At 68.6% G+C, this 16,035-nt stretch carries 13 protein-coding genes and 1 tRNA gene; 4 read left to right on the top strand and 10 right to left on the bottom strand.

Annotated elements, in window-relative coordinates; translation table 11 throughout:
* Positions 1 to 45 precede the first annotated feature (45 nt).
* The gene (locus AC1MEM_RS12605; RefSeq protein ID WP_499470844.1) at positions 46 to 1,644 is read left to right on the top strand and encodes an amidase; all 1,599 of its coding nucleotides are present in this window, start codon (positions 46 to 48) and stop codon (positions 1,642 to 1,644) included.
* Positions 1,645 to 1,699: 55 nt separating this feature from the next.
* On the opposite strand, the gene AC1MEM_RS12610 is transcribed toward AC1MEM_RS12605, so the two are convergent.
* The 10 genes from AC1MEM_RS12610 to AC1MEM_RS12655 all read right to left on the bottom strand — a co-directional run bounded on the left by AC1MEM_RS12610 (position 1,700) and on the right by AC1MEM_RS12655 (position 12,768).
* Positions 1,700 to 2,203: a TssQ family T6SS-associated lipoprotein gene (locus tag AC1MEM_RS12610; protein WP_499470846.1), complete on the bottom strand. Its 504-nt coding sequence runs from the start codon at positions 2,201 to 2,203 to the stop codon at positions 1,700 to 1,702.
* A gap of 10 nt (positions 2,204 to 2,213) precedes the next feature.
* Positions 2,214 to 3,848, bottom strand: a complete 1,635-nt coding sequence (locus tag AC1MEM_RS12615) for a serine/threonine-protein kinase (RefSeq protein ID WP_499470848.1) — start codon at positions 3,846 to 3,848, stop codon at positions 2,214 to 2,216.
* 191 nt (positions 3,849 to 4,039) lie between these two features.
* Entirely contained in the window at positions 4,040 to 5,446 is a 1,407-nt protein-coding gene (dbpA, locus tag AC1MEM_RS12620) for an ATP-dependent RNA helicase DbpA (RefSeq protein WP_499470850.1), read from the bottom strand.
* Between the two features lie 25 nt (positions 5,447 to 5,471).
* Entirely contained in the window at positions 5,472 to 5,723 is a 252-nt protein-coding gene (locus AC1MEM_RS12625) for a hypothetical protein (RefSeq protein WP_499470852.1), read from the bottom strand.
* Positions 5,724 to 5,791: 68 nt separating this feature from the next.
* Positions 5,792 to 5,868: transfer RNA gene (locus AC1MEM_RS12630), tRNA-Met, on the bottom strand.
* A gap of 63 nt (positions 5,869 to 5,931) precedes the next feature.
* Complete coding sequence (locus AC1MEM_RS12635; RefSeq protein WP_499470854.1) at positions 5,932 to 7,077, bottom strand: methyltransferase; 1,146 nt, start codon at positions 7,075 to 7,077, stop codon at positions 5,932 to 5,934.
* A 1-nt stretch (position 7,078) separates the two neighbouring features.
* Positions 7,079 to 7,288, bottom strand: a complete 210-nt coding sequence (locus AC1MEM_RS12640; RefSeq protein ID WP_499470856.1) for a hypothetical protein — start codon at positions 7,286 to 7,288, stop codon at positions 7,079 to 7,081.
* A 106-nt stretch (positions 7,289 to 7,394) separates the two neighbouring features.
* Positions 7,395 to 7,694 (bottom strand): transposase, encoded by a 300-nt coding sequence (locus tag AC1MEM_RS12645; RefSeq protein WP_499470858.1) that lies wholly within the window; start codon positions 7,692 to 7,694, stop codon positions 7,395 to 7,397.
* A gap of 74 nt (positions 7,695 to 7,768) precedes the next feature.
* The gene (locus AC1MEM_RS12650) at positions 7,769 to 11,530 is read right to left on the bottom strand and encodes an AAA family ATPase (protein WP_499470860.1); all 3,762 of its coding nucleotides are present in this window, start codon (positions 11,528 to 11,530) and stop codon (positions 7,769 to 7,771) included.
* Positions 11,527 to 12,768 carry an exonuclease SbcCD subunit D C-terminal domain-containing protein gene (locus AC1MEM_RS12655; RefSeq protein ID WP_499470862.1) on the bottom strand — a complete coding sequence of 414 codons (1,242 nt, stop codon included), beginning with the start codon at positions 12,766 to 12,768 and terminating at the stop codon, positions 11,527 to 11,529. Before AC1MEM_RS12655 ends, AC1MEM_RS12650 begins: the two co-directional genes overlap by 4 nt.
* Before the next feature lie 120 nt (positions 12,769 to 12,888).
* Here AC1MEM_RS12655 and AC1MEM_RS12660 point away from each other — a divergent pair, with 120 nt between their 5' ends.
* From AC1MEM_RS12660 to AC1MEM_RS12670, 3 genes are all read left to right on the top strand, one after another.
* Positions 12,889 to 14,139, top strand: a complete 1,251-nt coding sequence (locus AC1MEM_RS12660; RefSeq protein WP_499470864.1) for a winged helix-turn-helix domain-containing protein — start codon at positions 12,889 to 12,891, stop codon at positions 14,137 to 14,139.
* Positions 14,136 to 15,116 (top strand): DUF2804 domain-containing protein, encoded by a 981-nt coding sequence (locus AC1MEM_RS12665; RefSeq protein WP_499470866.1) that lies wholly within the window; start codon positions 14,136 to 14,138, stop codon positions 15,114 to 15,116. The genes AC1MEM_RS12660 and AC1MEM_RS12665 overlap by 4 nt, the downstream gene beginning before the upstream one ends.
* A gap of 290 nt (positions 15,117 to 15,406) precedes the next feature.
* Positions 15,407 to 15,994, top strand: coding sequence for a hypothetical protein (locus AC1MEM_RS12670; RefSeq protein WP_499470868.1), 588 nt, complete (start codon positions 15,407 to 15,409; stop codon positions 15,992 to 15,994).
* The last annotated feature ends 41 nt before the right edge of the window (positions 15,995 to 16,035 follow it).

Here is a 16,035-nt window from a genome sequence, read left to right on the forward strand (position 1 = left end):
GCACTGCTATGCTATTGCTTTACTATAAATATATGTGGAGCAAGCATGGATCGCAGGGATTTCGTTCGACTGGGTGTGGCTGCCGGCGCCGTTGCCGGGGTGAGTGCTGCCGCCACCGCTGCGCCGAAAGCGGCTGGCCACGCCGATGACCTGCTCGACGCCGGCGTGCGCGAGCAGGGCGCCGCGATGGCCGCCGGCAAAATCAGTTCGCAGCAGCTGGTCAAGCGCTACCTGGCGCGGATCGCCGCCGTCGACAAGGCCGGCCCCAGGCTCAACGCGATTATCGAACTCAATCCCGACGCCCTCGACATTGCGGCCGGCCTCGACCGCGAGCGCGCCGCCGGCAAGCTGCGCGGCCCGCTGCACGGCATTCCAGTCCTGCTGAAGGATAACGTCGCCACCGGCGACAAGATGAGCACGAGCGCCGGTTCGCTGGCGCTGGCCGGGGTGCGCGCCACGCGCGACGCCTTCGTCGCCGGGCGCCTGCGCGCGGCCGGCGCCGTCATCATCGGCAAGACCAACCTGTCGGAATGGGCAAACATGCGCTCGACGCATTCGATCAGCGGCTGGAGCGGCCGCGGCGGCCAGACGAAGAATCCGCATGCGCTCGACCGCAATCCGAGCGGTTCAAGCTCCGGTTCGGGCGCGGCGATCGCGGCCGGCCTGGCCACGCTGGCGGTCGGCACCGAGACTGACGGCTCCATCGTCTCCCCGGCCTCGAGCTGCGGCATCGTCGGCATCAAGCCGACGCTGGGCCTGGTGAGCCGCAGCGGCATCATCCCGATTGCGCACTCGCAGGACACGGCCGGCCCGATGACGCGCAGCGTCGCCGATGCCGCCCTGATGCTGGCGGCCATGATCGGCGTCGACAACGATGATGCGGTCACTAAAGAGAGCGAGGGCAAGGTTGCCGATTATGCGGCGGCGCTGCGGCTCGACGGCTTGCGCGGCAAGCGCATCGGCGTGGCGCGCGATTTCTTCGGCGGCAGCACGGCCATCGACGGGGTCATGGAGAAGGAGCTGGCCATCCTGGAAGCACAGGGCGCGATCCTGGTCGACGTCAAGGTGCCGAACACGGACAAATACGGCGACTCCGAAACCGAAGTGCTGCTGCACGAGTTCAAGCCGGATCTCGCCGCTTATCTTGCTAATTATGCGCCGCACGCGCGGGTGAAAAACATGGCGGACGTGATCGCGTTCAACGCAAAGAACGCCGCACGCGAGATGCAGTATTTCGGCCAGGAACACCTGATCGCAGCGCAGGAGAAGGAAGGGCTGGACGCGAAGGTCTATCGCGAGGCGCTGGCCAACAACCACCGATATTCGCGCGAAGAGGGCATCGACCAGGTGATGCGCGAGTACAAGCTCGACGCGCTGGTGGCGCCCACCGGCGGCCCGGCCTGGCTGACCGACTATATCAATGGCGATCACTACGGCATGAGCTTCTCGTCGCCGGCGGCAGTGGCCGGCTATCCTCACATCACGGTGCCGGCCGGTTTTGCGCGTGGTTTGCCGATCGGAATCTCGTTCGTCGGCGGAGCCTACAGCGAGGCGACCCTGATCGGGATGGCCTATGCCTACGAGCAGGCCAGCAAGCGCCGCCGGGCGCCGGCTTTCCCGGCCTCGGTCAACATCAAGGTCTGAACAAATGTTGATGCGGCGCCAACATTTGTTGGCGCCGCGTCGACGCTAGTCAAGATCAATCGCGTCGGGCGCGCTCGAATGCCGGGCCCCAGAGCGGATGTCCTTCTTCGCCGGACTCGAGCGTGAAGTCCGGATCGATTTTGAGGATTTTCTCGAAGGTCTGCTCGCACTGTTTCGGACGCGAGGTGACGCAATAGCTGAAGGCCGTGTACTTCAGCGCATCCACCCGGACCCGCAGCGGCGAGCTGGCGCGGATGTCGTTCGAACCCAGGCGCTTGATGGCGCCGTTGAAATCTCCTTCGTTATACAGGCGGACGCCTTCGCGCAGCGCGGCCTGGTCGCGGCCCGGCTGGGCTTCGGCACGCGGCTCGCTGCGGGCGGCCGGGCGCGCTTCCTCGCGCGTCTCCCGTCCGTCGCGTCCGTCGCGTCTTGGTTCGATCGTGCGCACATGCTTGCGCTCCGGCTTGCCGTCTATTAAGGACGTCAGCTCGGCGCAGCCGGCCAGCAGGCCGGCGGCAAGCAAGGCGCAGAGCCAGTGGGGAGGAAGGGTTCGGGACATGGCGGCCTCCTTATTCGGCTTTGGCGGTGAAATCGTGTTCGATGATCATCGTTTCCTTCGGGCCCGCATCGACCGTCATGATGTGCTCGGGGAAATTCGGGTTGACGATCCGGATCGTGTGCTGGCCCGGCCCCAGGGTCAGGCGCTTGATCGGCGGGCTGACGCCACGGTCGACGCCGTCGACATACACGGTACCCCATGGCTTGATCAGGAGTTTATAGGTGGTGCCGTTGACGACCGCTTCGCTCGCCGCGCCCGTCTCGGCTGCCGGCGCGGCGCCGCTTGCCGCCGGGGCGGCCGCATCGGTCGCGCCGTCGGCCGGGGCCTCGGTGGCCTGCTGCGCCGGCGTGCCCGCGGACGGCGGGGCGACGATGGTCTCGCCCGTGCCGAGGCCGGTGGCGGCGCGCTCGGCGGGCGGCGGGCTCGGCGGGACCAGGTCGCGCGAGTCGCCCTGCTGCAGGTAAGAAACGAGGGCGCTGCCGGCCGCCAGCACGACGACGGCCGCGCCGGCGAGCATGCCCCAGCGCTGCGCGCGGCTGCTGCGGTCGGTGGTGGCCCATGTTGTCGGCGCGCCGCCATCGGCCGGCGGCTGAGGCACGGCGGCCGGTGCGGCCGAGGGCTTCAATGGTGCGGCCGGGGCAGGCCCGGTGCCGGCATCCAGGGGCGATGCGTTGGGAGCGGTTCGCTCCATGCCGCGTGCGGGATGGGCCTTGCCAGCCAGGACGTCTTCGCTGGCGGGCTTGCGCAGCATGGCAGCTGCCGCGCTCTCGCGCTGGCTGATGGGGGCCGGTGTGACGGGGACTGGATCCTGCATCGCCCCGGGTGCGGCTGCCACCTGTGGAACGGCGACCACTTCCGGTACCGGATTGTCGATTGGCGTCGGCGCGATGGCCGGGGCGGCAAAGTCGGGGGCGGGTGGCGCATCGGCCATCCGCGTTTCAGCGGCAGCGGGCATCGATGCGGTCGTTTCCTCGATCGGCGATACGCCGGCGCTTCCCTCCAGGCTGATGGGCATGGAGTCAAGGGCAGGCGCAGGCGCAACGACGGAGGCCGGTGCCGCGTCCAGGGCAGGGGGCGCTTCCGGGAAGGCGATAGCCGGCGCCGTGGCGGCCGCGGGCTCGGCCTCTTCGGCCGGCATGGTTTGCACAGGTGCGGCCGGGGTCGCCAGCACTGCGCCCGCACCGGCTTCGATGCCGAGCAGGGCGCGCATGTCGTCGACCGTGTTCGGCCGCAGGCGCCGGTTCGGCCCCAGGCAGCTGTCCAGGCCCTTTGTCAATTGCGCGCTGTAATTGTCGTACAGGCGCGGACCGAGCGGTCCGTCCGGCGGCAGCTCGGCGGTGATGGCGTAATGGACGACCAGGGCCAGCGCATGCAGGTCGCCCGCCAGGCTGGGCCTCGTGTCGGCGCTTTCGTCGATCGAGGGCAGCAGCAGCGCTTCGCCGTTCGCCAGCATGACGAGCGTGTCGGGCGTGATCGCCCGGTGCGGCGCGCCGCTGGCGTATGCCTGTTCGAGCGAGTCGAGGGTGTGGCGCAGCAGCGCGCGGCACCAGGTCTCGTTGACCAGCGCAGGGGTGTGCTCGACAATGTCGCGCACCGGGCGCCCGTCCGCGAACGGGGTATAAATCGATGTGGTTTGGCTGGTCATTTTGCTAAACGTTTATTTTTAGCAAAACTATGCCAGATTTGTCAGGACCGTGTCGCTACCGATGAGCGAAGCGTGCGCGCCGGGCACCTGATAAAGACCCATGGCAGCGTTGCATCGTCTCGCCGTACTAGCGTACTGTCTTCGACGATGCAACGCTACCCTGGGCCTTTCTCAGGCGCCCGGAATGATAATCAGACGTCCAGGAAGCGCATCTTGAAGCTGCGGCCCTTGAAGTTGCCGAAGTCCGGTCCGAGCTTGTTACCGGCATTCAGTTTCCGGTAAGCCGCATCGGCGACGTCGCGCGCCAGCGCCACATAGGTCTGGAATTCGGTGACGTTGATCTTGCCGACCTGTTCCTTGGCCAGGCCTGCGTCGCCGGTCAGCGCGCCCAGCACGTCGCCCGGACGCAGCTTGTCCTTCTTGCCGCCCGCAATGATGAGCGTTACCATCGGCGCCGGTTCGGCCGGCAGCACGGAGTCGCCCAGGTCCTCCAACTTGTACCAGGAAGCTTCGGTATTCTGGTACTCCTCGATCAGCTTCACCCATTTCTTTTCGTTGGGCGCGCACAGCGACAGGGCCAGGCCCGTCTCGTCGCCGCGGCCGGTGCGGCCGATGCGGTGCACGTGCACTTCGCTGTCTTTCGAGACGTCGACATTGATCACCGCTTCCAGGTTGGCGATGTCGAGGCCGCGCGCGGCGACGTCGGTCGCCACCAGCACCGAGCAACTGCGGTTGGCGAACAGGATCAGGATCTCGTCGCGTTCGCGCTGCTCGAGTTCGCCGTACAGGGCGAGCGCCGAGAAGCCCTGGTCGCGCAGGGAATCGGCCAGTTCGCGGCAATGGGCCTTGGTGTTGCAGAAGGCCAGGGTCGAGGCAGGGCGGTAATGGCGCAGCAGGCGCGCGACGGCCTCGTCGCGGTTGTCGAAGCCGACTTCGTAGAAGCGCTGCTCGATCTTCGAATCGTCGTGCTGGCTCTCGACCGCGATCTCGATCGGCTCGTTCAGGAAGCCGGCGGTGGCGTGGCGGATGTCGTCCGGGTAGGTCGCCGAGAACAGCAGGGTCTGGCGCCGCTGCGGGCAGGCGGAAACAATCCCGGCGATCTCGTCATAGAAGCCCATGTCGGTCATGCGGTCCGCTTCGTCCAGCACCAGGGTCTGCACTTTCGACAGGTCGATCGTCGCGCGGCCGAGGTGGTCGCGGATGCGTCCCGGGGTGCCGACGACGATGTGGGCACCGTGTTCGAGCGAGGCGATCTGCGGGCGCATGGCGGTGCCGCCGGTGAGCGTGAGGATCTTGACGTTGCCGACGCCGCGCGCCAGGCGCCGCAGTTCGCCGGCGACCTGGTCGGCCAGTTCGCGCGTCGGGCACATCACCAGGCCCTGGACTGCGAACCAGGCCGGATTGAGTTTATGCAGGAGGCCGATGCCGAAAGCCGCGGTCTTGCCGCTGCCGGTCTTCGCTTGCGCGATCAGGTCGCGGCCCTCGAGGACGGATGGCAGGCTCGCGGCCTGGATCGGCGTCATCTCGTGGTAGCCGAGCGTGCCCAGATTGTCGAGGAATTGCGGTGCCAGCGGCAGCGCGGAGAAGGGGGTGTGCATGTGGCCTCCAGCCGGAAGGACCGGACTACTCTGAGGCCGGTGCCCAGACCGGCAAGCCGGTCAGATCAAGGTTATCGTCGCGGCGCCAGACTGGCAGGCCGCTGGTGTCGGTTTCTTCGAGCAGGGAAATCTGTTCCTGCTTCATGCCTGTGCGGCGGGGACGGGCAGCGCGCCTGGGATCGAACTGCGCGACCTGGGCGAGAGCACCGGCTTCGAGCGGAGCGGCCGGTTCGAAACCCGGCAGGTCGATCGTGGCGTTGTCTTTCTTGTCTCTCATCCGGCGTCGCTGGGCCCAGAAAACAAAAGCCCGGCTGCAAGAGTCGGGCTTTTTTAAAGCTAAGTGTTTGGTTGCGGGGACAGGATTTGAACCTGTGACCTTCGGGTTATGAGCCCGACGAGCTGCCAGACTGCTCCACCCCGCAGCGCTATTGTACTGCTTCGTGCGCCAGGATGCAAATTAGTTGGGGCGACCGGCAAAACCCCGGTTACGCGGCCTGCAAACGCCACAGCGAAGTCACTTCCTGTGCCCGCGCGGCGTGCAGCGGATCGTCCGCATCCTGCGCCTTCGGGTGGACCGGACGCACGTCTTGGCGGCCGGCCACGGCCAGGCCGGCAACGGCGATCCAGCCCAGCAGCTGCTCGCGCGAGCGCAGGCCGAGGTGCTCGGCGAGATCGGAGAGGATCAGCCAGCCTTCGCCGCCCGGCGCCAGGTGCGCCTTGAGGCCGTTGAGAAAGCCACGCAGCATGCGGCTGTCCGGATCGTAGATCGCGTATTCGATGGCCGAACTGGGTTTGCCCGGCAGCCAGGGCGGATTGCAGACGACGAGATCGGCCTGGCCTTCGGGGAACAGGTCGGCTTCGACGATCTCGACCTGGGCGTCCAGGCCCAGGCGGTCGATGTTCTCGCGCGCGCAACCGAGGGCACGCGCATCCATGTCGGTGGCGATCACGCGGCGCAGACCGCGGCGCGCCAGCACGCTCGATAACACGCCGGTGCCGGCGCCGATATCGAAGGCGGTCTGCGCGCCCTTCGGCAGCGGCGCCTGTGCAACCAGCTCGACATATTCGCCGCGCACCGGCGAGAAAACGCCATACCACGGATGGATGCGTGCATCGAGCGCCGGAATCGGCACGCCCTTGCTGCGCCACTCGTGCGCGCCGATCAGGCCCAGCAGCTCGCGCAGCGAGACCACGAACGGTTCAAGCTGGGCGCCATAGGCTTCATTGCAGGCTTGCCGTACATCCGGCGCACGGCGCAGCGGGATCGTGTAGTCGAGATCGAAGGGGATCAGCAGCATCGCCAGCGTGCGGGCGCGCTGCAGCTGGGCCAGGCGGTGGCGGTGGAACTGTTCCGTCAGCGTGGGTGGCGTCGTGCCGGCCTTGCCGCGCTTGGCGCGCGCAGGCTTGTGGTCGATCCGGCGCGCGAGCGCCTGCACCAGCTGGCGCGCGTTCTGGAAATCGCCGCGCCAGAGCAGGGCGGTGCCGTCCAGCGCGAGGCGATACGCCGTGTCGGCGGCCATGGTGTCGTCGGCGATGACGACTTTTTTCGGCGCCGGCCAGCCGCTCTCCGAGCGCCACAGCGCCGAGCGCGCCTCGCCGTTTTCCACCCATTCGATGCGCGTCATCGTCATGTCAGTGATGGTGATGCCAGTTGCCGTCGCCCGACTCGATGAACGATTTCACCGTCTCCGGATTGCCGGTTGCATGGCGCTTGACCTCGCCGCAGCCGCAGATGCCCTGGTAAGGCTGAATGTGCGAACAGGCCGAGACTTTCTGCAGGTAGACCGTGACGGGTTTGGCGCACTTGGCGCATTTGAAGGTGAGGGTGCGGGCGGGTTTCATGGTGGATGAGCGTGGATGTGCAAAGGGCGCCATTGTACATGGGGTGTTGTAGGGTGGGCACTCCGTGCCCACGCGGTACGATCGCGTCCAACGTCCACGACCGCGACTATTCCAAATGCCTTTGTCCCACCTCTGCAGACCCGCCCCAATCCGGCGCAAGAACTCCCGACTTCACATACCGATGAAACGTCGAAAACGGCCACGCCGCCGCGCTTCCGGCATGCGCATGCCGCACTGGATTGAAATGCACATAATCCACATGCCGCTCGAAATCGCGCTCATTGGCAATCTGGTGCTCGTAGAACCGCCGTTGCCAGATGGCCGAGTCGCGATGCTTGATGCGTGATTCGCTGAACGCGCCGGACAGCGTTATTTTCGTTAACGGGTGATCGTTGGGACGCGTCAACCATAGACGGATTACGTTGGAACCGTCATCCGTTTCGTCGGTGCAAAGTTCCGCGTGGGCACGGAGTGCCCACCCTACATGCCGACACTGACGGCGCTGCTCCCGCCGCCTGTCGGCCGCACCTGGATCTTGGCCGCGATCCGCTCCGTCATCTCGTGCACGTGCGAAATCACGCCGACCTTCCTGCCCATCGATTGCAGCGCGTCGAGCGCGTCCATCGCCACACCCAGCGTCTCGCTGTCGAGCGACCCGAACCCTTCGTCGATGAACAGCGACTCGACCCGCACCCGGTTCGAGGACAGCGAGGCCAGGCCCAGCGCCAGCGCGAGCGACACCAGGAAGGATTCGCCGCCCGAGAGCGAATTGACCGAGCGGATCTCGCCGCCCATGTCCTGGTCGCGCACCATCAGCGCCAGCGACGGCGCGCCGGCATTGTCGACGCGTTCCAGGCGGTAGCGCCGCGCCAGCTGGTTCAGGTGGCTGTTGGCGTAGCCGAGCAGGACGTCGAGCGTGAACTGCTGGGCGTAGTTGCGGAATTTCTTGCCGTCGGCAGAACCAATCAGCTCCGACAAGCGTCCCCAGCGCGCTTCGATCGCCTGCTGGCGCTCGATCTCGGCCAGCATGGATTGCGCCTTGATGCGGCGGTCGTCGTCCTGCTTCGCCTGCAGGCGCAGGCTCGTGACCCGTTCATATACCGCGCTGCGTTCTTCCAGCACCGCCTCCAGCGCGTCGGCCACGGCGGCGCCATCCTGCATGGTCCCATCCGGCGCGGCACTTTGCTCATGCAGGTCGCGCTGCGTCTTGCGCTCGGCCAGCACGGCCGCTGCCTTGGCCAGCGCCGCATCGAGTTCCCCCAGTGCGGCCCGTTCCTGGGCCAGCCAGGCCGCGCCGACCGCAAGCAGGCCGGCCAGCTGCGCCTGGTCCCCGACCGGTTCCAGCTCGGCATGATGGGCGGCGTAGTCCTCGATCCAGTCGGCCAGGCGCGCGGCGGCGTCGCGCGCGTCGTCCTGCAGCACCCCGATGCGTTCCTGGGCCTGGGCAAGCGTGCTGCGCACGCGGGTTTCGCGCAGCTCGGCTTCGCTCGCCGCCGCCTGGCGCGCGGCCAGCGCATCGCGGGCGCTTGTGACTGCCAGGCGCAGCGCCCCCTCGACTTCGCCGACGGCGCGGCCATCGAACAGGGCGGCGCGGGCCAGGCGCCGTTCGTGCAGATCGGCTTCGCTGTTCGCCGCGGCGTGCGCCGCTGCGGCAGCGGCGCCGGCCGCGTGCTCGGCGCGCACGGCCGATTCGCGCCGGGCTGCTTCCAGGCTCGCCAGGGCGGCGCGCTGCTCGATGAGCTGGTTCGACTGCGCGCTCCAGGCCTTGGCCTCGGCCGCACGCGCCGCCTGCCACTGGGCGGGATTGCGGCGCCACAGCGCCTGCCACCCGTCGCCGGCCGACTCCGCCAGCACGGCGTCGAGTTCGGCAAGCAAGGTGTCCAGTGCGGCGCGCTCGCGCTCGCGCTGGGCGCTCAGTGTCTTGTGTTCGTTCTCCAGCGTGACCAGCGCGTTGCGGGCATTGGCAGCCACATCGCGCATGCGCAGGTGTTCGGCATTGGCGGCCTCGAACGCAGCCTGGGCCGTCTCGCGTGCCTGGGCTGCGCGGCGCGCGGCCTGCTGGCGGGCATCAATGACCGTCAAGGCTTCGCGCACGACCGACACCTGCGCCTCGAACCATGGCTGGCGCTCGCCGGCGGGCGGTGCTTCGTCGGCGACCGGGTTCGCGCTCCAGGCGGCATCGAGCTCACCGAGATCCAGGTTCAGGGCCGAGCGCTCGCCGTCGAGCGCGGCGAGGCGGTCGCCGGTTGCGTCGCACTGGGCACGGCGCGTGGCCTGTTCGGAGAGGTTCTTCTGCACGTCTGCGCGTCGCTCGGCCACCTGGCCGCGCAGCAGGTCGAAGACGGCATGCAGGCGTGCGTCCTGGTGCGCGTACGGGTGGGTTTGGCTGCCGCAGACCGGGCAGGGTTCGTTGTCGACAAGTGCCCCGCGCAGGGCTTCGACATTGCCGGCGATGGCCAGTTCGGCGGCGCTCAAGGCATGCTCGGCCTGCGCAGCCGCGCCGGCGAGGGCCGGTGCCGCCGCGACGGCGGCCGCCAGCCGCGCTTCGGCGGCGCGGCGCGCGGCGCGCGTGCGTTCGATTTCGGCATCGATCCGCGCCAGGTGTTCGCGCGCCGTGTGCAGGCCCTTGGCGATGCGCACGGCGGCGCCCAGCTGTTCGCGCCGCGCGTCGAGACGGGCGCGTTCTTCGTGCAGGGCGTCGGGATCGACGCCGGCCAGCGCCGTTGCCGCAGCCTGGCGCGCGGCCTCGAGTTCGGCAATGCGCGCCGCTGCGCGTTCGGCGGACTCCGACGCCGCCTGCGCGGTGGCGGCGGCATTCACACGGGCGCGCTCCGCCTTGGCCAGCGCGGCCAGGTTCGCTTCCTCGAGCGCGGCAGCCTGGGCGGCCTGGGTGAACAGCTTGTCCCAGCGCGGCCATTGGCCAGCCAGTCCTTCGTAGCGGCGGTGCGCGGCGAGCCAGCCGGCGCTGCGCGTCTCGGCCTCGCGGGTCAGCGCCAGCTTCGCATCCGCTTCGGCGAGCATGGACCGGGTGCGCGCGGCGTCCAGCGCCGTCTCGTCGCGCCGCGCGGCAAGCTGGGCATGCGCCGCCGCCAGCGTCTGGACGGTCGCGTCCAGCGCCTTGGCCGCATCGAGCTGCGCGGCGGCGCCCAGTTGCGCCGCTTCGGCCGCTTCCAGCGCGAGCGTCGCGCCTTGCACTTCCTGCACCGCCAGGCGCGCCGCCTCGGCCGCGCGCGCAAGTTCGCCCTGGCCGTTCGCCAGCGTCGCTTCCAGTTGGGCGCGTTCGGCGTCGAGGCGCGCGAGTTCCGCCATCAGCGGACGCGCCGCCTGCACTTCGTCCAGCGTGGCGAGACGGACGCGCCGGCCGGCGGCGGCATCCACCTGCGCCCGTGCTTCCTGCATCAGGCTTTCCGCCTGCGTTTCGCCCTGGCGCAGCCGTTCGCGCTCCTGGTGCCAGCGCAACTGCGCTTCCAGCAAGGCGCGGCGCACGTCGACCGCCTGCAGCGCGACTTCGGCCGCGGCGCGTTCGGCATCGAGTTCGGCGCGCGGTTCTTGCGCCAGCGGGGTCTGGTCGGCCAGGCGCGCAGTGAGGCGGCGCACCGCGTCCTGCTCCTGCTTGTAGCGCTCGTAGGCGCGCCGCGAGATGTCGCTGTAGACGGCGCTGCCGGTCAGGGTTTCGAGCAGCTCGCCGCGCTCGTTCTCGTCGGTTTTGAGGAAGGCCGAGAATTCGTTCTGGGCCAGCAGCACCGAGCGCGTGAACTGTTCGAAGGAGAGGCCGATGCGCGCCGCGATCTCGGCTTGCGCCTCGGTCTTGGTGCCGCCCAGCGCGACGAGTTCCGGCAAGCGGTGCAGGGTCATGTTCGAGGCCTGCAGCAGGCCGCTGACCTTGTTGCGCGAACGGCGCACGCTCCAGCGCGCCCGGTAGTGCAGGCCGTCGTTGCCGACGAAATCGACTTCCGCATAACCCTCGGCCGAACCGCGCCGCAGCAGGTTGCGGGCGTCGGTGGTCGATACCGATTCGCCGCCGGCGTCGGGCAGGGCGCCGCGGCTGCTGCGCTGCTGCAGGCGCGGGGTGTTGCCATACAAGGCCAGGCAGAGGGCGTCGAGCAGGGTGCTTTTGCCGGCGCCGGTGGGGCCGCAAATGGCGAACAGGCCAGAGGAGGCCAGCGGTTCGCTGTCGAAGTCGACGCAAAAATCCCCGGCCAGGGACGCCAGGTTGCGTCCCGAAATACGCAGGATCTTCATGCTCGCTCCGGATCGCCGGGGAGCATCAGTTCGGCAAAGGCGGTCAGCTGCTCGTTCGGCGCGTCCTCGCCGAAGCGCTGCTGCCACAAGCGGCGGAAGATGTCGTCCGGCTGCAGCTGGGCCAGCTGGTCGAGCGTGAGCGCATCGGCGCCATCTTCGCGCGTGACGGTCTTCCTGGTCGGCTCGATCTTCGCCAGGCGCACCGGCTTGCCGGCGATCGCCGCTTCCACCTGGGCACGCAGGCTCGGCTCCGGACCGACGAGCAGCACCCGTACCTCCAGATAGGGGCGGCATTGGGGCGGCAGGTCCGGGTCGAGTTCGAGCGCCTCCAGGGCGGCCAGCACTTCCGCCAGCGGCGCCGGCCTGGCCGGCACGCGCAGCAGCTCGACCGCGCGCGGCACGTGCAGCGGCGTGACGTCGCGCGCAACCGGGCCATCGAGGTCGATCCGTACGACCTGGTGCTGGTAGCCGACCTCGGCGAACGACAGCGGCAAGGGGCTGCCCGAGTAGCGCAGGTGGTCCTTCTTGCCGACGCGCTGGGCCAGGTGCAGGTGGCCCAGCGCCGCGTACGCGATCTCGGGCGCGAACATCGACGCCGGCAGCGCCTCGGTGCCGCCGATGACGATGCGGCGCTCGGAGTCGATCGAGGACTGGCCATCGACCATGTGGCAGTGGCCCATGGCCAGGATCGCCTGCTGCGGCTCGCGCCGCGCCTGCGCCAGTGCAAACGCCTGCTGGTAGAGCAGGGCGATGCCGTTCAGGTAAGCGTCGCCTTCGACGTCCGCCTTCGGCACGTCGCCGGGACGGAGAAAAGGCACGCCGAGGCACCAGGCCTTGATCTCTCCGGCCTTGTCCCGCAGCGGGACGACCAGGCGTTCGAGGTCGATCGCGCCATCGCGTCCGCGCACCACGTTGCCGATGACGACCGTGCCGTGCGCTTCCAGCAGCGGCCCCGGCGCTTCCAGGCGGCCCGGCGAATCGTGGTTGCCGGCGATGATGACGATCTGCAAATGCGGCACGCGCGCCCTGGCCCGCTGCAGGAAACCATACAGCTGGCGCTGGGCGTACGACGACGGATTGGCGTTGTCGAAAATGTCGCCCGCGATCAGGAGCGCGTCGGCCTCTTCAACGACGATCGTATCGAGCAGCCAGTCGAGGAAGCACTGGTGTTCGTAGGTCCGGTCGTAATTGTGCAGGGTCTGGCCGAGGTGCCAGTCGGAAGTGTGCAACAGCCGCATGGGGAATCGGTTCTGGAGAAGTGTGGGGAATCGGCTGCACTATAGCGCAGCTGGACCGCAGGTTCAAAAAAATTCCGGCCAGCCACGCGCCGGATGCCGAAACCTCATTAGAATATTTACATGAGTAACATTACCTTATCGATCAACGGTGCGCGCGCACTGCACCTCGCGGCCCAGGGCCTGTTGACGCCGCGCCGGCGCAAGGCCGGCAAGGACGATGTGCTGGACGCCATTCGCCGCATGGGCGTGTTGCAAATCGACACCATCAACGTCGTGGCGCGCAGTCCCTACCTGGTGCTGTGGAGCCGGCTGGGCGACTACCCGGCCGAATGGCTCGACGAGTTGTTGGTCGAAGGAAAGTTATTCGAGTACTGGGCCCACGAAGCCTGCTTCATCCCGCGCGAAGATTATGGCCTGTACCGCCATCGCATGCTCGACCCCAGTGGCATGGGCTGGAAATATTCCGCGACATGGATGCGCGAACGGGCGGGCGAGGTGGCGGCGCTGCTGGCGCATATCCGCACGAACGGTCCGGTGCGCTCGTCCGATTTCGAACGCAGCGACGGCAAGGTGGGCGCCAAGGCGGAAGGCTGGTGGGAGTGGAAGCCCGAGAAGCGCTCGCTCGAAGTCCTGTTCACCTCCGGCGCGCTGATGATCGCGCGCCGCCACAATTTCCAGCGCGTCTACGACCTGGCCGAACGCGTGCACCCGGAATTGGACGATACGCAGCTGCCGGCGCTGCCCGACGTGCGCCGTACCTTCGCGCTGCGGACGGTCAAGGCGCTGGGCCTGGCACGCGGCGCCTGGATTCCGGACTACCACCGCACGCGGCGCCCGCATGTCGACCCCGATCAACTGGTCGATGAAGGCCTGCTGCTGCGCGCCCGCGTGGCCGGCTGGGACGACCCGGTCTACATCCACCCCGACCATCTCGACCTGGCCCGGCTAGCCGCGAGCGGGGACCTTGCGCCGACCCTGACGACCATCCTGTCGCCCTTCGACCCGGTGGTCTGGGACCGGCGCCGCGCGCTGGAATTGTTCGGTTTCGACTACCGCCTCGAGTGCTACACGCCGGCCGCCCGGCGCCGCTACGGCTATTTCACGTTGCCGGTGCTGCGCCGCGGCGCCTTGGTTGCCCGCATCGACGCCAAGGCGCACCGGCGCGACGGGCTGTTCGAAGTGAAAGCGCTGTTCTTCGAGCCGGGCCTGCGCGAGAGCGAGGCGCTGCTGCGCGACGTGGCGCTGGCCCTGCAGCGCTGCGCGCGCTGGCATGGCTGCGCGCGGGTGCATCTCGTGCGCAGCGAGCCGGCATATTTGCAGGCGCGCCTCGCCGAATTGCTCGGCGGCGCTACGATGGGCGAGGCGGCATGAACCTGCCGCCGGCCCCGGCGGACGCCGTCGGCCCGGATGGGCTGCCGCGCTGCGGCCGCTACCAGGGGCTGGCCGGCGCGCCAGACTGGGCCAGGCTGGCCGCGCCCCATGCGCGCCCTGCGCTATGGCGGCGCCTGCATCACAAACGCTGGCATTTCGTCGCCCTCGTTACGGATGAGGTGTTCTGCGGGGTGGCGATCGTCGACATCGGCTGGAGCAATACCGCCTTTGCCTATGTGTTCGACCGCGCCACGCGCCGGGTTGTTGCCGCCTTTTCTCCGCTCGGCATCCCAGGCATCACAGCCTCGGTCGGCGCCACCGTGGCCGCGGGTGCGCGTTTCACGCTGCCGGGCCGGCAGGTCGCCATCGAAGCAGCAGGGGCGCACGGCCACCTGCTGCGCCTGCGCGCCGGACGCTTCCGGATCGACGCCGCCTATGCGGGAGAAGGCCCGCGCCTGCTCGCGATCGGCCCCGCCCTGGACGGGGGCAGCGTGCACAGCACCCAGAAGTCGCCCGGCCTGGCGCTGTCCGGGCAGCTGGAAGCGGGCGGGCGCCGCTACGCCCTCGACGGCGGCGTGGCCAGCTACGATTTCTCGAACGGCCTGCTCGGGCGCCGCACGGCCTGGCGCTGGATCTCGGCCCATGGCGACCGGCTCGGCTTCAACCTGCAAAGCGGCTACTTCGGCGACGCCGAAAATGCACTCTGGGTGGACGGCGCCCTGGTCCCGCTCGGGCCGGTCGCGGTGACGGTCGGGCTCGACGGCTGCTGGACCTTGCACACGGATGACGGCCTGCTTGACCTGCGCTTCACGCCCGAAGGTACCCGCCACGACGACAAGCAATTGCTGCTGGCGAGCAGCCGCATGCGCCAGCATGTGGGCCGTTTCGACGGCTGGGTGAGGGCGGCGCCGGATGCGCCGCGCCGCGCGGTGACGGGACTGGCTGGGCTGGCCGAGGATTATCGGGCGCGCTGGTAGCGGCTTGTCGCAACAGGTGGTGCAAGCCAACGAAGCTTGCGCGAAAGCCACGGAAGCCGCAATGAGGCCGCAACGCATGATGCCCGGGCCAGTTGACAGGCGGCGCTCAGCGGGCTTGGCCGAGTTTGATCCAGATCAAACTCGCACGGCAGTTGCTCCTTAAACTACTAGTTCTTTCAGGCTCAAGAGAAGAAAAAGCATCCGCCCAGCCTGTCCAAAACCAATGTCCAGCCAAGCCGTGTTCCCCTGCGGAGCATGCGCATGCGTTGACGACGCCGAGAGGAGACCGAATGCTTACCGCGACCTACACCCTCGTTGCGCTTTCCGTAGAACAGACCAATATGCGGGTCAACTTGCATGCCGTGCAGCAGCTCGTCCAGAAAAGCTACGCCCGCCAGAGCGCCCTGACCGGGGGGCAGGCCGACTACGTGTGCGATACCCTGCGCCGGCTCTACGAAAGCTGCCAGGGACGCAAGCTCGACCGTTTCCTGCTGCCGGCGCTGCGCCGGACCAGCGCCGGCGCCGAGCCGCTGCTGTGCGAGCTCGACATGCTCAGCCGCAGCGCGGCCGAAGCCCTCGGCGCCGCCTGCCGCCTCGCCGCAAGCAGCATCGACGACGAGGACGGCGTCGACGGCTTTTGCATGGCGGTCGAGCGTTTCTGCATGGCGCTCGCGCTGCGCTTCGACCGCGAAGAGCGCGAACTGTTCCCGATCGCGCGCGGGGTCATCGCCGGCGAGGCCTGGTTTGCGGTGGCGAACCAGATGCTGGCCTATGACGCCTACCGCGCAGAACACCGCGGGCGGGCCGTGCCGTCCAGCCGTCCCCTTCGTGCCGAGCATGCTCATCGGCATGGTCCGCCGGTCTCCCAGGTGCACTAAGGGCCGCAGGCGGCCCGCGGCCGCGGACGCCAGAAAAAACC

Source organism: Telluria sp. AIW5 (assembly GCF_056680575.1).

Coding starts and splice junctions, on each gene's coding strand:
- AC1MEM_RS12605 (WP_499470844.1), top strand. CDS start 46: ATGGATCGCAGGGATTTCGTTCGACTGGGTGTGGCTGCCGGCGCCGTT.
- AC1MEM_RS12610 (WP_499470846.1), bottom strand. CDS start 2,203: ATGTCCCGAACCCTTCCTCCCCACTGGCTCTGCGCCTTGCTTGCCGCC.
- AC1MEM_RS12615 (WP_499470848.1), bottom strand. CDS start 3,848: ATGACCAGCCAAACCACATCGATTTATACCCCGTTCGCGGACGGGCGC.
- dbpA (WP_499470850.1), bottom strand. CDS start 5,446: ATGCACACCCCCTTCTCCGCGCTGCCGCTGGCACCGCAATTCCTCGAC.
- AC1MEM_RS12625 (WP_499470852.1), bottom strand. CDS start 5,723: ATGAGAGACAAGAAAGACAACGCCACGATCGACCTGCCGGGTTTCGAA.
- AC1MEM_RS12635 (WP_499470854.1), bottom strand. CDS start 7,077: ATGACGATGACGCGCATCGAATGGGTGGAAAACGGCGAGGCGCGCTCG.
- AC1MEM_RS12640 (WP_499470856.1), bottom strand. CDS start 7,288: ATGAAACCCGCCCGCACCCTCACCTTCAAATGCGCCAAGTGCGCCAAA.
- AC1MEM_RS12650 (WP_499470860.1), bottom strand. CDS start 11,530: ATGAAGATCCTGCGTATTTCGGGACGCAACCTGGCGTCCCTGGCCGGG.
- AC1MEM_RS12655 (WP_499470862.1), bottom strand. CDS start 12,768: ATGCGGCTGTTGCACACTTCCGACTGGCACCTCGGCCAGACCCTGCAC.
- AC1MEM_RS12660 (WP_499470864.1), top strand. CDS start 12,889: ATGAGTAACATTACCTTATCGATCAACGGTGCGCGCGCACTGCACCTC.
- AC1MEM_RS12665 (WP_499470866.1), top strand. CDS start 14,136: ATGAACCTGCCGCCGGCCCCGGCGGACGCCGTCGGCCCGGATGGGCTG.
- AC1MEM_RS12670 (WP_499470868.1), top strand. CDS start 15,407: ATGCTTACCGCGACCTACACCCTCGTTGCGCTTTCCGTAGAACAGACC.